The 15,997-nt window shown below is 68.5% G+C and carries 11 protein-coding genes; 8 read left to right on the top strand and 3 right to left on the bottom strand.

Features of this window, described 5'->3' with window-relative positions; genetic code table 11:
• Positions 1-1,618: 1,618 nt before the first annotated feature.
• The 8 genes from cas3 to AC07FK_RS33185 all read left to right on the top strand — a co-directional run bounded on the left by cas3 (position 1,619) and on the right by AC07FK_RS33185 (position 12,228).
• Positions 1,619-4,492, top strand: a complete 2,874-nt coding sequence (gene cas3 / locus AC07FK_RS33220) for a CRISPR-associated helicase Cas3' (protein ID WP_479108632.1) — start codon at positions 1,619-1,621, stop codon at positions 4,490-4,492.
• A 352-nt stretch (positions 4,493-4,844) separates the two neighbouring features.
• The gene (casA, locus tag AC07FK_RS33215) at positions 4,845-6,404 is read left to right on the top strand and encodes a type I-E CRISPR-associated protein Cse1/CasA (RefSeq protein WP_479108631.1); all 1,560 of its coding nucleotides are present in this window, start codon (positions 4,845-4,847) and stop codon (positions 6,402-6,404) included.
• Entirely contained in the window at positions 6,404-7,099 is a 696-nt protein-coding gene (locus tag AC07FK_RS33210) for a type I-E CRISPR-associated protein Cse2/CasB (RefSeq protein WP_479108630.1), read from the top strand. Before casA ends, AC07FK_RS33210 begins: the two co-directional genes overlap by 1 nt.
• 129 nt (positions 7,100-7,228) lie before the next feature.
• Positions 7,229-8,389: a type I-E CRISPR-associated protein Cas7/Cse4/CasC gene (gene cas7e, locus AC07FK_RS33205; RefSeq protein WP_479108629.1), complete on the top strand. Its 1,161-nt coding sequence runs from the start codon at positions 7,229-7,231 to the stop codon at positions 8,387-8,389.
• Positions 8,386-9,177: a type I-E CRISPR-associated protein Cas5/CasD gene (gene cas5e / locus AC07FK_RS33200; RefSeq protein WP_479108628.1), complete on the top strand. Its 792-nt coding sequence runs from the start codon at positions 8,386-8,388 to the stop codon at positions 9,175-9,177. The genes cas7e and cas5e overlap by 4 nt, the downstream gene beginning before the upstream one ends.
• Complete coding sequence (gene cas6e, locus AC07FK_RS33195) at positions 9,174-9,821, top strand: type I-E CRISPR-associated protein Cas6/Cse3/CasE (protein ID WP_479108627.1); 648 nt, start codon at positions 9,174-9,176, stop codon at positions 9,819-9,821. The genes cas5e and cas6e overlap by 4 nt, the downstream gene beginning before the upstream one ends.
• A gap of 23 nt (positions 9,822-9,844) precedes the next feature.
• Complete coding sequence (locus AC07FK_RS33190; protein WP_479108626.1) at positions 9,845-11,416, top strand: transposase; 1,572 nt, start codon at positions 9,845-9,847, stop codon at positions 11,414-11,416.
• Positions 11,413-12,228, top strand: a complete 816-nt coding sequence (locus AC07FK_RS33185) for an AAA family ATPase (RefSeq protein WP_479108625.1) — start codon at positions 11,413-11,415, stop codon at positions 12,226-12,228. Before AC07FK_RS33190 ends, AC07FK_RS33185 begins: the two co-directional genes overlap by 4 nt.
• 103 nt (positions 12,229-12,331) lie before the next feature.
• On the opposite strand, the gene AC07FK_RS33180 is transcribed toward AC07FK_RS33185, so the two are convergent.
• From AC07FK_RS33180 to AC07FK_RS33170, 3 genes are all read right to left on the bottom strand, one after another.
• Positions 12,332-13,651 (bottom strand): UDP-glucose dehydrogenase family protein, encoded by a 1,320-nt coding sequence (locus AC07FK_RS33180; RefSeq protein WP_479108624.1) that lies wholly within the window; start codon positions 13,649-13,651, stop codon positions 12,332-12,334.
• A gap of 70 nt (positions 13,652-13,721) precedes the next feature.
• On the bottom strand, positions 13,722-14,162 hold the full coding sequence (locus AC07FK_RS33175) for an NUDIX domain-containing protein (protein ID WP_479108623.1): 441 nt from the start codon (positions 14,160-14,162) through the stop codon (positions 13,722-13,724).
• 28 nt (positions 14,163-14,190) lie between these two features.
• A complete protein-coding gene (locus AC07FK_RS33170) occupies positions 14,191-15,957 on the bottom strand; it encodes an asparagine synthetase B family protein (protein WP_479108622.1) in 1,767 nt (588 codons plus the stop codon).
• Positions 15,958-15,997 lie beyond the last annotated feature (40 nt).

Below are 15,997 nucleotides of genomic sequence, written 5' to 3'. Positions count from 1 at the left end.
GTCAGACCCCCACCCTGCGCATACCTCATACCACCGGCATACCGCGACGATCACCAACCGTCAGCCCCCACGACAACCCGCCTTCAAGGTCAGTAGTGGCGGGAGTATCGCCGTGTCGACGTCACGCAGTTGCTCAGGCGAAGCCCCCTCGACCTCGCAGAGCCGACCTGCAAGCTGCCCCGATCCGCACACCGTTCACCCTCGCTGGCGCGAGGTTGCGGGTTGGTTCCGCAGCTGCGTGACGCGCTGGCCGAGTCACCCCCGCTTGCGCGGGCTGACATCGAGTCACCCCCCGCTTGCGACGCGGGGCCGAGTTTGCTGACCTCCCATGGTCGGGCGCGCAAGGCGGTACGCGCGCACAGGCCAGCACGCGGCAGGCGCGCAACCGGCGAGTGCGCTCCCAGCCGGCGCCTCACATTGTCTTCCAGCACGGCGTGAACGAAGCCGAAGCCGAGTCACCCCCGCTCGCGCGGGTCTTCAGACCACTCGCCCGCAGCCTAGCAAGCGCGCCAGCCGGTTCTCAGCGTGTTGATCAGGTCGGGCCGGTGACCGCATGGAGAGCTCAGCCGCGGCGTGGGGGGCGGCGCCGACGTGGAGTCCACCGATAGGGGCTGGTAGCGGATCCGGCATCTGCTGTCGCCCGATGCTGGATGGCGGTAGACGGCCGACGGTTAAAGAGCCCAGCCCGGATCTGCGACGTCTTCAAGTCGACGACCCGCTTGGCCATCAGTGCCCAGACTCCGATGAGGTGCATCACGGCGTCCCACCCCGAGCTCCCACGGCGAGGCGAGTACCGGACAGTGGCTCAGGTCTCCTCCCCGGGTTCGAGCTCTCCTCAATCTCCGGCAACACGGCCGCCGCCCATCACCCCGATCGAGGTGGGGAGATGAGCGGCGGGGACACGTGCGACCGGACCCGCACCGGCCCGAGACCCTTGGTCCGATCCCACGGTCATCGGCCCTTGCGGCAGCTGTCCTTCTCAGCGTCCAGCCCTCCGCCTGTTGCCGAGAGCGGGCTCCGGAACAGGCGTGCTCCCTCAGGTGGTGTGCCGAGTCACCCCTGCTTGCGCAGGGCCCCAGGCATCGGCAGCGTCCGGGTACGGACCCTTCGGCGAGTCACCCCCCGCTTCGCAGGTCGTCACCGCGTACGTCCGCGAGCACCCAGGCTATGAGTCACCCCCGCTTGCGCAGGGTCCAGGCTTCGTGACCTGGTCCGTTGTACGTTTTGCGATTCTTGACTGTGGGCGGGTCTCATCGCTACGGACGCTTAGACGATGGCGCGGGAGATCTGCCAGCGGAGCACCTCCGCTCGTCTGGGCGTAACTCTCGAGGTGGAAGACCTCATCGTCCATAGACGAGTCGCCTCCTGCTCGCGCATAGAACGCTGAATGTGCTGGACCACGTCCACCAGCCGGCGTCACCCCCGCGCACATCGGACTCGCCAAGGTTGCGACTTGATGCACTGCTGCTGGGCACTCCCGCGCTGGAAGCCGATACTGCGGTTTGGTGTCCCCGGAGCAGTTTCAGTAGAACACCACGAGGGGCCCTGGCGCGACCTCGCGTCTGCCGCTTCGAGGAAACGGTAGGGCAGCGTCCGCTGACGCTGCGAGGGTTACGTCATGGGCGTTGCAGAGGACGGGCGGTTCGGTGGTATTGATCTGTCTCCGTGGGGGAAGTTCGATGCTGCGACGCTGACGGCGTATCCGCTGCTCTTTCACATGATCGATGCAGGGGCTGTCGCCGCCGAGCTGTGGGAGTGCTTCCTCACCACGAGTCAGCGCACGGTGATTTCAGTTGGCGTCGGGCTGCCGGACGTGGAAGCTGGTTCACTCGTTGCTTTCCTCGCCGCCCAGCACGACATTGGCAAGCTGATCCCGCATTTCCAGTGCGGTGAGCCGTCCGCGCGTCTCCGCCTGGCGGATGACCTGTTGGCCGACATCGACCTGATGGTGCCCGTCGGCCACGGCCGGGCCTCGATGCATACGGCGCTGGGCCTGCTTGCAGAGTTGGGCTTCCCGCTGGCGGGCAATGACAGCTCGGCCGTAAGGGCTGCGCAGTGCCTGGGCGGCCATCACGGGAGATTCCTGCAGATCGACGTGGAGCAGGCAGCTTCCGCCCGGCGCGTGGACGCCACTCTGGGTGGACCCCTGTGGCAGGACTTGCGGCGCCGCTACACGCGTCTGCTGTGGCACCTGTTCAGTGTCGAGAAGGCCCCACAGTGCATGTCGGTGGAGGCTACGGTGTTGATCACCGGTCTGTGCATGGTCGCGGACCGGCTGGCCAGCCAGCGACGGTTCTGGCTGCCGAACGCCCACGTGCCCGCCTTCGGCGCCCATGAGCACTACGCCCACGCACGCAGCCAGGCGCGAGAGGAAGTGGAACGATCCGGGCTCGGCCGCTTCGCGCTGGACAGAGTTCCGTTCCCCGTCGCCCACCCGCGCCTTACCGCTCCGAACCCTTTGCAGGCATCAGTCCTTCAGCAGTTGCCGGCCATCGTGAAGGCGCGGGGGAGTGGCATCGCGGTGGTCACGGACGCCACAGGGGCGGGCAAGAGCGTCACCGGGCTGGAAATGGCGCGGATCTTCAACGAGCACTGCGGCACGCAGGGCCTCCTGTGGCTCTTGCCGACGACCGCCGCGGCGGATGCCGCCTACGAGCTCTTGGACCTCTACGTACGGGCTCACCGCCCGGACCGTGCTCCGGTGACGCTGGTGCACAGCCACAGCTGGCTCACCGAGGCCTACAGCGACCAGGCCCTGGCTTCGCAGGACGGATCCACCCTCGACGGCCCCCGGGAGCAGTTCGACGACCCCACTGGTCACCAGGCCGCGGTCGAGGAGGAGCAGGGGCCGGGCATCGCGGGGCCTGATCCGTGGTTGCGCGGCTGGAACAACGCTCTGCTCGCCCAGTACACGGTCGCCACCATCGACCAGGCTCAGATGGCCGTCTTGCCGGTGCGCTACAGCGCGCTGCGCATGCTGGCGATGTCGGGCAAGACTGTGGTCATCGACGAAGCGCACGCACTGAGCCCGTTCAGCCAACTGCAGTTGTGCCGACTGCTGAACTGGCTGGGGTCCCTGCGCTGCCCGGTCGTGCTGCTGTCGGCGACGCTGCCTGCCTCGACCACCACAGAGCTGGTGCGCGCCTATCTGTCCGGGGCCGGGCACAGCAGCCGTACCCTCACCACCCGGTCTTTCGCACCCCACTATCCGGGCTGGGTGTTCGCGGACGCCGAAACCGCCACCCCCCACTGCATGGACGAAATCGCCCGAGCCGAACACGTGGCCGCGCAGCGCCGTACCGTCCGCATCCAGGCTCTTCCGGTGGCTTATCGCCGGCTGGATGACCCCAGCCGGCACGTGGACAAAGGCGAGCGCCTCGCCACGATCCGCAAGGTCCTCGCGCCCGTCCTCGATGGGGAGGGCTGCGCGTCGGTGGTGTGCGCCACGGTCGCCGACGCCCAGGACACCTACCAGTACCTGCGCCGCCTGTGGCCAGACCCGAGCCAGGAACTTGTGCTCCTGCATGCCCGTACTCCCGCACACCGGCGCGAGCAAACCTTGCGCCGACTGCGGCACCAGCTGGGTTCCAGTGGTCCGCGCCCGAAGCGTTTGGTCGTGGTGACCACGAGCCTGCTCGACATGAGCCTGGACATCGACGTCGACCTCATGATCAGCGACCTGGCATCCGTGGCCAGGCTTCTGCAACGGTTGGGGCGCCTGGGCCGTTTCGCCCGCCTGTGGGCGGACGATGTCGAGCGCCGTCCTACCTGGTGGAACACCGAGCAGGGGCCGTGCCTGACCGTCCTGCACCCGGTCAACACGCGCGGTGACACCGCCTTGCCGCCTGGCTGGGCCAAAGTCGAACCCGCCGCCGTGTTGCACGCCACCGCACAGATGCTCCCCATGTTGGAGAAGCAGCCGCTGACGCTCCCCGATGATGTTCAGGACCTGGTCGAGCAGGTCCACGGCGCGGGCTCGGCTTTCGCCGCCGAGACCGCGCAGCTCCAGCAGCTGCTGGCCGGCCACCATGCCCGCACCAGTCGGGAGCAGCACTGGAGCGCAGTGCATCTGGTGCCTGCGCCGCGGCGGGTGTCGTCACTGGCTGACGTGCACCGCCAGCATCTCACCGCGGCCCAGGCGGCCACGCGCCTGGGAACCCTGCCCCGCCGCCTTCTGCCGTGTTACCGCACCGAAAGTGGCACCTTGACCCTGGATGCCGCCGGTGAGCATCCGCTGCCCGACCAGCCGCACCTCAGCACCCGCCACGTCCGCAGCATTCTCGAACACACCCTGCCCGTCCCCGCCGCCTGGGTTGTCCGCTGCGGTCCCCGCAACCAGCCCCCGGCCAGCTGGAAGCAGCACGCCCTGCTGAGCGACATCGTCCTGCTGCCGACTGATCCCGCTCACCCGAACGAGTGGGAGAGTACCGGCCACTACTCGCTGCGCTTCGATGACGAACTGGGCCTGGTGCACCACCGGGACCAGCGTTGATCACTCACCACGAAGACGGGAGGCGATCACTTACGGCCACCGGTTGATAGTCGGACTTTCGCATCATTTGTTCGCCCGTCGAACGGCGTGCTTGGCTTGATCCACGCAAAGCCGGTGCGCTCACCAGGCACGCCACATCTGCCGTCTCATAAGGACACTTGGCAGGTCCTCCCGCAGTGCCGGCCTTGTTCGGCCGCGCAGGATGCAGCCCTGCGGGCATGGCCGGAGCATCAGCACCACCGTCCGCTACCGGACGTACCACGGGCGACGCATCACACCAGCAGCAGCACCAGCGTTCCTCACCTCGGCAGCCCTCCTGCCGTCCGCATCGCCAGTTCGCAAAGGCCTCCTCATGCCCCCGTTACCGTTACCCCTGTTCAGCGCCGCGGACGATCCCTGGATCGAGGTCCGCACGGGTCAGACCTACGACTCGGTAGGGCTGCGGAACCTGCTGCTGCGGGCTCACACCTTCGACGACCTGGCCGTGCCCAGTCCGCCTGCGGCGTCCGCGCTGCTGCGTATCGCGGTCGCCATCACCGCCCGCGTCACCGGGCTCGACGACCCCGACCTCAGCGCCGCGCAGTGGACCGCACTGCGGCGCCAGAGTTTCGGTGACGGCCAATTCGATCCCGACGCCGTGCACGCCTACTTCGACCGCCACCACTTCAGCGTGTTCGACCCGGTACGGCCATGGCTGCAGGACCCCACCCTGCGCGAGCAGTGCGACCGCCCCACCGGCATCAACGCCTTCGTCCCCGGCCGCCCCGCCGGCAACAACCTGGCCTGGTTCAGCCCTCACAACCACCACACCGCCACCCCCGTGCCCACCGCCCAAGCACTGCAGCACCTGCTCATCCACCACTTCTACGGCCGCGCGGGCGCCGGCACCCCCCGCACCGTCGGCGCCACGAGCAGCAAGTACCTCTCCAGCGGTCCGCTGCGAGCCAGCGTCTCCTTCCACCCGCTCGGCCGCACCCTTCACGAAACGCTCCTCGCCGGCCTGCCCAAGTACCTCGGCGACGAACAACTGCTGCCCGACGCATGCCCGTGGGAGGACCCCGAGCCGGCCGACCCGCTCGCCGCTCCCCACCCGGTCACCTGGCCGGGGCGTCTGCTGACCGGCCGCTCCCGGCAGGCGCTGCTCCTGCTGCCCGGCCTTGACGGCAGCACCGTCAGCGATGCCTACCTCACCTGGTCAACCCAACACCCCAAACTCGAAACCACCGACCCCTACCTCGCCTACCACCTCGATCCCAACAAGCCCGTTGAGCGCCGCCGAACCGTCCGCCGAGCAGACGCCGACCGCGCCTGGTGGCGCGAACTGGACACCCTGCTGCTCGCCCCCGACGAACACAGCACCCAGCACCGCCCCGAAATCTTCGACACCCTCAACGACCTGCCCCCACCCCTGCGCAGCACCTTGCGCATCCGCGTCCACGGCTTCGATCAGGACCCCAAGACCATCGACTGGCAGTGGTACACCGCCCTCACCCCGCCCCTACTGAACTGGACACAAGAACACGATCCCGACCGCGCCCAGCGCATCGCCGACTGCTGCCAAGCCGCCGAACACATCGCCAAGCGGCTGACCACCGTCACCAACAGGGCCTGGGCCGAGACGACCACCCCCCGCACCGGAGGCGAACCACCTCCCAAGGCTCGCAAAGGCAAGGACTGCGCGTGGACCCACAAGGCCCGCGCCAAGTACTGGCCACTGGCAGAAGCCGTCTTCTGGAGACTGCTGGACGAACCCGACACCCCCGCCTCCAGCGCGTTCGCCAAAGCCGCCGCAACCGCGTTACGCGAAACCACCGCAACCGCCCGGGCCCGCCACAAGACAGCCGCCCGCGCGATCGCCACAGCGGTCAACGGCCTCTTCGGCCAACTGAGCCCGTCCCGGAAGAGCACCTGATGCCCACCACGGCCGAACACCGCCTCGCATACGACATGTACATCGCCTACGTACACGACCTGTGCACCAACCCCGGCATCCGCACCACTCTGAGCAAAGGACGCGGACGCCCCGTCGAAGAATGCGCCCCCCTGGACCGGTTCCTGACACGGAGCACCGCCGGACGCCCTGCCCGGCGCGCCTACTACACCACCGCCAGCCTCATCGCCCTGGCCGGCCCTCAAGCCCACACCATCGGCGTGCGCCCCGCCACCGAAGACCCCACAAGCACCACCTCGACCGGTCTTGTGCCCGCCGACAGCGCTCAGCCTCAGACCTCCACCCCCACCCTCAGCGCCGCCGGGCCGGCCACCGCCCAAGCAGGTGACGTCGCGGCCGCCTGGCACCGGCGCCCCAACCTCGGTGCCACCCTGGCCAGCGCCGTACGGCGCGCCGGATACAACGAAGACCGAACCGACGACCACCTGCACGTGCTGACGCGTCTGGGTGACGACCAGCTGCACCGCCGCCTTCCCTCCCATGTCGCACGGCTGCTGGGCGACGGCCTGACACCCGACTGGGCCGTCCTGCTCAGCGACCTCATCCAACGCACCTTCGACCCCGCCCCGGTCGGCCTGCGCTGGCGTGACGCCTTCTATCTCACCCTCAAAAACCCAGACCACATGCGTGCCGTCAACAAATCCCTCCCGACCTGAGGGACACGGCCCCCTGAAGGGCGAGCCCGGTCACGCGCAGAGCCCGCCACCACCAGCGGACGTCGGCCCTGCCTCACAAAGCCGCCTTGGCCCGCCCGCTGTCTCCCGCACATCAGACAAGGACCCCGCATGCCTGTGCCCGCCCGCTTCCTCGACCTGCACGTCCTTCAGCCCGTCACCGCCGCCAATACGAACCGAGACGAGAACAACGAACCGAAGACCATCCAGTTCGGCAACGTGATGCGCGCCTTCATCTCCAGCCAGGCATGGAAGCGCCCACTGCGGCTCGACGTCGAACGGGATCTCGACGAACCCGCAGCCCGCACCCGCATGCTCCCTGTCGTCATCGCCGAACGCCTACGCCACCACGGCTGGTTCGACGAGCTCGCCGCGTTCGCCGCCGCGCAGATCATCCTGTCGGCCAAGAAGGACGGGCTGAAGCACAACGCAAACGAGAACCACCGCACCCAGGCCATGCTCTACATGCCCCAAGAGGTCACCGAGGACCTGATCAGCCTGTGCGAGAAGCACCGGGGTGAACTCGAGGAGGCACTTGCCGAACACCGCACCTCGAAGAAGCAGACACCGCCACCTGTCCTGCCAGCCAAGGACATCGCCGCCCAACTGACCCGCCGCACCGCGAGCATCAATCTCTTCGGCCGGATGCTCGCGGAGCTGCCCACCGGTCATGTCGAAGCAGCCGTGCAGATGGCCCCAGCGTTCACTGTCCACCGAAGTGATCTGCAGCCAGACTTCTTCACGACCGTCGAGGACTGGCCCCAGCCCGGCGACAACGGCAGCGCCCACCTGCAGACCGCGTTCCTGACGGCAGGTGTCTTCTACCGCTTCGCCACGCTGAACATCACCGACCTGCAACGCAACCTCGGCGGGAATGCTCCCGCCCACACGATCAAGGATCTGATCGAACTCTTCACCTGGCACTTCATCATGAGCATGCCGCAAGGGAAGAAGACCGCCACCGCCCCGCACACCATCCCCGACCTCGTCCACTACGCCGTACGCGACAGCCGCCCCATCTCCTACGGCGCCGCCTTCGAACAACCGGTCAAAGCCGCACCCGGCGGTGGCCACATCGCCCCCGCCCGCCAGGCCCTCACCGACTACGCGACCGCCATCAACCGCCTGGTGGGAACCCGCCGCCGCATCGCCCACGGCCACGCCGGCGCCCACCACAAGCCCATCACCGAACTGGGCGCCCACCACGATTCCTTCGACGACCTCGCCGCAGCCTGCGCCGGCGCAGCCCTCACCCCGCGAGACGACCAGTGACCGGCCTCGTCCTGCGCCTGGCCGGCCTACAGCAGTCCTGGGGTGAGCGCGGAGTCTTCCACCACCGCGACACCACCGCCTTCCCCACCCGGTCCGCCCTGATCGGCATGTTCGCAGCCGCCCAGGGCCGATCCCGCGAAGAAGCCCTCAGCCCCTACCAGCAGCTGCCCGGAACCCCCAGTCACAAGGACCTGACCTTCACCATCCGCATCGACACCCCCGGCACGCTCCACCGCGACTTCCACACCGTCGGAGGAGGCCACCCTCCCGAACGGCGCCTTCGCACCGGTGACGGCGGGCAGCGGTCACCAGTGCGCTCCACTCTCGTCTCCCACCGCGACTACCTCACCGGCGCCGTCTTCACTGTCGCCGTCGAAGGACCCGACGCCCTCATCGACCACATCGCCAGCACACTGGCCCAACCGCGCTTCGCGCCCTACCTCGGCCGCCGCTCCTGCCTGCCCGACGAACCCCTCGTTGTCAGCGCCCACAGCACCGACCCCGTCACCGAACTACGCAAGCGCCTTCCCCTGACGCTGGCCGCGCCACCCCGCGACAGCAGCACGCACCTGCCCGTCACATTCGTCTGGGAGAAGCCCCCTCCCACGGCCGCCAACGCCGCCCCAGACCGGGAAAGCACCAGTGAACCGGTCGATCTCACCAGTGCTGCACGCCGCCACCTGCCCCGCCCGCTGTGGCTGACCACCGAACGACTGCGCACCTCCCTGTACGCGGGCGCCCGGCCCATCGACGCCCTATCCGCCTACATGCTGCAAGGCTGCCCATGACCCACCCCACGCTGACCCGCATCGCGCTCAACCCGCACCACAAGGCCGTGCGCACCGATCTCGCCGACGCCGTCAGCCTCCACCAGACCCTGATGCGCCTGGTCCCCGACGGGCTCGGCCCCAGCCCCAGGGCCGCAGCAGGACTCCTGTTCCGCCTGGAGCAAGGAGCCGACCCCGTCCTCCTCATCCAGACCTCCCACCATCCCGACCTCACGCGCCTCCCGAAGCACTACGGCACCGCACAGTCCCGCGACCTCACCCCCATGCTCCAAGCCCTCGCCACCGGCCTGAGCGTGCGCTATCGCATCACCGCGGCCCCCACCGCCGCACTGTCAGCCACCGCCGTACCCCACCCGGAAACCGGCCGACGTCGCGGCAAGATCACCGCCCTCACCGGCGACGACGCCATCGCATGGTGGCAGCGCCGCGCTGCCGCCGCGGGCCTCGACATCCTCACCGTTGCGACGGCTCCTCGCCCTTTCAACCGCAAAGACCGCAGCCGCCCCGGCCCCTACGACGCCCTCATGCAATTCGACGGCACCGCACGCGTCACCGACCCCCACCAGCTCAGAATTTCCCTGCACAGCGGCATCGGCAGAGCGAAACCCTACGGAGCCGGCCTGCTGTCGCTCGCACCCGCCTGACCCCACAACCGAAAGACCGCACCATGCAACCAGGCACGGACCTGACCGCCCTGCGCGCCACCGCCGTCCGCCGACTTCTCAAGCTCGAACAGGACAAAGAACTCACCCGCACCCGGATCACGGGTGTCGCCGATGCCTTCGGCGTCGACCACCGAACCGTCGACCGCTGGCTGGACAACGCCCGCGCCAACAACGGCACCTACACCCCCACCCCCCGCCAACGCTTCGAACTCACCAACCACATGCTCGACGCGGTAGCGCGCTGGCGCGGCAACGCCACCGCCGCCTGGCGTGAACTCCACGCCGACCACCAACCCGGTCAACCCCCCTTGCCGACCCTGGCAACCTTCCACCGGGCCGTAAACCGAGCCCTCACACCTGGCCTGCGTGCCGGCCTGCGCCTGGGCGAAAACGCCCGCCGTACCTACGACGTCGCCGGAAGACGCCAACGTCATCACCGCAACTACGCCTGGGAGACCGACCACGTCGAAGCCAGCGTCAAGGTCAGGATCGACGGCCACATCCGCAAGCCATGGATCACCTTCTTCGTCGACTGCGCCACCAGCGCCATCTGCGGCCTGGCCATCACCCCGCAACGCCCCAGCCGAGAAGCGGTCCTCGTCGCCATCCGCGACGCCGTCCTCATCGACGAACACCACGGCCCCTTCGGCGGCATCCCCGACCGCGTCCGCGTCGACGGGGGCAAGGAATTCCTGTGCGCCACCGTCGGCGAAGCACTCGGCGTCCTAGGCACCGAACTCATCGTCCTGCCTCCGTTCACCCCCGAAGGAAAACCCGCCGTCGAAGCCGTCAACGGCGCCATCAAGAAAACCCTCTTCGCCGGCATGCCCGGCTACACCCACGCCCCCACCTTCCCAGGCGGCAAGCCCGTCGACCCAGACCAGCCTCTGATCCACTTCGAAGCCTTCGTCGCCCTCATCCGGGACTGGGTCCACTGGTGGAACCACGAGAACACCATCAAAGCCCTCAACGGCCAGACCCCCATCGAGGCATGGACCGCCGACACAGCCCTCATCGAAACCATCAGCGCCGAAAACCTGCACACCTACACCCTCGAACGGCACGGCAACCCGCTCACCATCAACAACACCGGGGTGCGCTGGCGAAAGGCCGACTACATCGCTGACTGGATGCACGGATTCGTCGGCGAAAAGGTCAACCTGCGCTACCTACCCCACCACGACCACCGCGTCGAGCTCTACGACCCACAATCAGGCCACCACCTCGGCTCCGCCTTCATGGCCAACCAAGCAACCCCCCAGCTAATCCGCGACCTCAAACGCGCCCAGCGCCGCGAAGCCGACCGCCTGCGCGCCCAACTGAAGAAGGCCGAGAAGAACCGCCGCATCCGCTACGCCGCCACAACCGAGCCCCAACCCCCCACCCCACTCGTGGCCCTGCCCGAAGACCAAGCCCTCGAGCACCTGCGCGACCTCGATGCCTTCGACCTACACGCCGAAGCACTACCCGACTTCATCCCCCTACCTAAACCCGCAGACGACTGGACCCGCCCCATCGACCCCGCGCCCCACGGCCCCGACAGGCGCACCGACTCCGACCAGGACCCGACATGACCCAGACGCACATCCCGCCCCGCCGCCCCAGCCAGCTGCCTCCGCCCAGCAAGGATCACTTCCTCGGCCTCACCGGTGCCAACGCCGTGGGCACCAAAGCCGTCACCGAGACCGAAGACCGCATCCGGAAGATCATCAAGTACAACGCCATGGCCTGCATCCACGGCAACGTCGGCCTCGGAAAGACCTTCGCAGTCCATACCGTCCTACGCCGCTACGCCCCGGACACAACCCTGCGCCTGCGCTTTCGCCAGTCACCCAACATGAGTGAACTCCGCGGGGCTCTCTGGCGTGCTCTGGACCTATCCGGCGAACCGTCCCAGTCGGCAGATCTGTGCGGACTGCACATCAAGGAGGCGCTTGAGCAGCAGCCCGGACGTGTCCTGCTCTTTGACGAGGCCCAGTGGCTGGGCAAGACGGCCCTCGAATACATCCGCGACCTGTGGGGCGACGATGCGCAGCGAGCCACCGTCATCTTCGTCGGCACCGGCAACACCCGTCAGAGGATCCTCAGTTGCCCGGCCCTGCATTCCCGGATCTTCGAGTGGTACCAGTTCAAACCCCTGGCGCCTGGTGAGGTACTGGCCGCCATCCCTGCCTATCACCCCATCTGGGCTGACGCCGACCGCGAGCTGATCCTCTACACCGACGATTACGCCGGCCATGGCTCCTTCCGGAACTGGGCCAACCTCACCCTTCACCTCCACGACGCCCTCGAGGAAAACCCCCAGCTCACCCTGACCAAAGACCTCGTGCGCTGGGCATTCAGCCGCCTTGACCCGACCACCCGCCGCATCCCGCCGAACAGCTGAACACCTCCGGGCCTGCCCCCAAAGGGATGGCCACTGCGGAGCTGTCCCGAGCTGGCTCTGACGCAGCCCACACCCAACCCAAGCTGTGGCTGGGGCAGCGAGGTCAGGGGCGGCCGAGTGTGCGGATGGTCCAGCCGGCTTCGCGCCAGCGGGTGGTGTCGAGGGTGCCGCGGCCGTCGATGATCTTCCGACTGGTGGCCCGGGTGGCGAGCTGGTGGGGGTCGGTGTGGCTGTACTGCGGCCATTCCGTCAGGTGCAGCAGCAGGTCGGCGTCCTGAAGGGCCGCGATCGGGTCGTCGATGTAACCCAGTTCGGGGTGCAGTTTGCGGGCATTGTCGAGGGCTTTGGGGTCGGTGACGGTGACGGTGGCGCCGAGTTCGTGGAGTTTGTGGGCGACGGCGAGGGCGGGTGAGTCGCGGATGTCGTCAGTGTTCGGTTTGAAGGCGGCGCCCCAGATAGTGATGCGCTTGCCGGCGAGGTTGCCGTTGAGTTGTTGGCGGGCGAGATCGACCATGCGTTCGCGGCGCCGGTTGTTGATTGCGTCGACCTCGCGGAGGATCGTCAGGGCCTGGTCGACGCCGAGCTCGTCGGCGCGGGCCATGAAGCCGCGGATGTCTTTGGGGAGGCAGCCGCCGCCGAAGCCGAGGCCGGGCCGCATGCCGCGGCGGCCGATGCGTGCGTCGTGGCCGAGGATGTCGGCGAGTTGGGTGACGTCGGCGCCGGAGGCTTCACAGATTTCGGCGATGGCGTTGATGAAGCTGATCTTTGTGGCGAGGAAGGCGTTCGCGGACGCCTTGGCGAGTTCGGCGGTGGCCCAGTCGGTGGCGATCGTCGGCGTCCCGGCCTCGATGATCTTCCCGTAGCACTGCCGCAGTACGGCTTCGGCCCAGGAGTGCTCGGTCTCGAAGCCGAGGACGAGCCGGTCGGGGCGGAGGGTGTCCTCGATGGCGAACGACTCGCGCAGGAATTCCGGGTTCCAGGCGACCTCGATGGCTTCGGCTGCGGGCGTGAATTCGTGCAGCAGGTCGCGGACGCGGGGTGCGGTGCCGACTGGGACAGTCGACTTCACCGCGACCACGGCCGGGCCCTTCAGGCGGGGTGCGAGCTGGCGGACGGCGGAGAAGAGGTGGCTGAGGTCGTAGGCGTGTTCGCCGGGCTGGTGCGGGGTGCCGACCCCGATGAAGTGCAGGTCGGCGAAGGCGGCGGCCTCCGCGTAGGAGGCAGTGAACTTAAGGCGCCCCGAGGCGGTGTGGCGGGCGAGCATCTCGTCGAGGTCCCGCTCGTGGAAGGGGGCCTTGCCGGAGTTGAGGACGGCGACCTTGTCCATGTTGGTGTCCATGCCGAGAACGTCGTGGCCGAGTTCGGCCATACAGGCCGCGTGGGTGGCGCCGAGGTAGCCGCAGCCGATGACAGTGAGCTTCACGAGCGGATGTCCTTCCGGGTGGGGCCGCCGCAGGCGGCCCCACCCCTCCCCGCCCGGAAGGGCGGGGTGTTCAGGCGGGCCGGGCGGCCAGGTAGCGGTTGATCCCGTCACGGATGAACGGCGGGATCGTGAGGATGTCGAGGTGTTCGGGGGCGAAGAACTGGAGCTTGACGCCCTCGGCGAGAGGCAGCTGGGTCTCGTCGCCGTTCCAGATGCCGGAGAAGAAGGTGATGATCTGGCCGGAGCCGTGGACGTCGCGGATCGCGAAGAGTTCGGTCAGGTCGCAGACGGTCAGGCCGGCTTCTTCGTCGAGCTCGCGGACGATCGCCTCGACCGGGGATTCGTCGCCGTCCGCGCCGCCTCCCAGCAGGCTCCAGTGATCGGGCCAGGCGATGACGCCCGGTAGGTCGTCGCGCAGGTGGAGAAGGAGTTCACCGCGCTGGTTGGCGATGACCGCGACCGCTCCACGGGCGGTGGACGGCTGGGGGGAGGTGGTGGTGTCGGATTGCATCCGACCACCGTAGTAACGGAGTTGGAGATCATGCGGCAGCCCTCACCGTCTGATCCGAAAACCAGGCGGCTGCCATAAGGGCCTGCGTCCGGGAGCGGTCGAACCGGCCGCCGCGCTTCAGCCCGCCCTCCAGCAACGGCCGCCAGGCCAACGGTGCCTCCGTGAGGGCGGTGCGGATCCGATCATCGGCCCAGGCGGCGAGGGGCCCGTTCAACCAGGCGGGGACGGGGCTGGCGAAGCCGAGCTTGTCCCGGCTTCCCCAGACCTCCCGCGGCAGGCCCAGGGCTTTGGCCGCGTCCCGCAGGATGCGCTTCCCCTCGGCCGGATCGGCGATCTTGTGCTCGACGGGCAGCCGGTAGGACAGCTCCACCAGGTCCCGGGCGAGGTAGGGCGAGCGGCGTTCGAGGCCGTAGGCGGAGGCGAGTTTGTCGCTGGTCATCACCAGCGGTCGCCAGGCTGTGGCCAGATCGGCCAGCGTCAGCGCGCGGGCCAGGTCCCCGCCGGCCCGGCTCATCGCGCCGCCGACCAGGTCGCGGATCCGCCCCTCGGGGTCAGGGCCGCGCAGGACGAGACGGGTGACCGCCTCCGCCGGGTCCAGCGTCTGACCGGCGGTGTGCATCAGCTTCGCGGCCAGCGGCCGGTATGCCTCCAGCCCTGCGGCCAGGACGGCGTCGGGGCCGAAGAGTACGAGCGAATGACGGACGTAACCCATCAGGAACTCGTCCGGCCCCAGCCCGCCGACGACGACCTTGAAGCCGAGGTCGGACGCCTTGCGGTAGGCCATGTACTCGGAGAACGTCGACGCGTTGCCCATCGGATAGTCCAGCGCCGAGACCATGTGCGGCAGCACCGTGGTGAAGTCCGCGGTATCCGGCTCGACCACCACCAGCTCGGCGCCGATGTCGCGGGCGACGACCGCGGCGGTCCTCGACTCGTCCAGTCGGTCCTGGCCCGGGTAGCGGACCGTGATGCAGACCGGCGGCCGCATCAGGTAGGCCAGTACCGAGGAGTCCAGGCCGCCCGATAACAGCAAGGCGAAGTCTCCGGCCGGGACCCGCAGCGGGACCTGCTCGGCCAGCACGACCGAGAAGCGGGCCAGGGCCTCCTTGTAGTTCCCCTCGAAAGGCTGGCGTCTTTCCAGCGACCACCAGGTGTACTGGGCGAGGGAGCCGGTAGCGGTATCGAAGGCCATCACAGTGGCGGGGGCCAGCAGCTGGATCCCCTGGAAGGGGGTGTCGGCGCCGGTCGGGGTCTCGATGGAGACCATCTCGGGCCGCAGGACCGGCGGGGCACTGCCGTAGCCGGTCAGAGTGGTGACCTCGGAGGCGAAGGCGAGCCGGCCGCCGTCCAGGCGCCAGTAGAGCGGTTTCTCCCCGAGCCGGTCCCGGGCGAGGAAGAGCTTGCGGACGCGCGGGTCATATACAGCGAGGGCGAACATGCCGTCGAGCCCGTCCAGGCAGGACGGTCCGATCTTGGCCCAGGCCCGCAGCAGGAAGTGCGCGTCCGACTCCCGGTCGGCAAGCTCGATCCCCCAGGCATTCGCCTGCTGGCGGAAGTTGTAGATCTCACCGTTGAAGGCCAGCAGCACCCCTGTGGGCCGGTCGAGGTAGGGGCCGGGCATGGCCTGCGGGTTGGCGATCAGCAGCGTGTTCATGGCCAGCACCGCCCGCCCGTCGACCGAGGCAGCGTGCATCGTGCCGTCAGGTCCGCGGTGGGCCTGCGAGGAGCCCATCGCGCCGACCATCATCTCGTGCCGGGAGGCGTCGTCTCCGGCCAGTCCTGCGATTCCGCACATCTGGTTCACCCCCGAGGGTGGTTGGGATGCCTGGGCGGCG

The organism is Streptomyces sp. NPDC046122 (assembly GCF_056429965.1).
The sequence above is the reverse complement of the archived record's forward strand: the minus strand, read 5'-3'. Positions and strand labels throughout refer to the sequence as shown.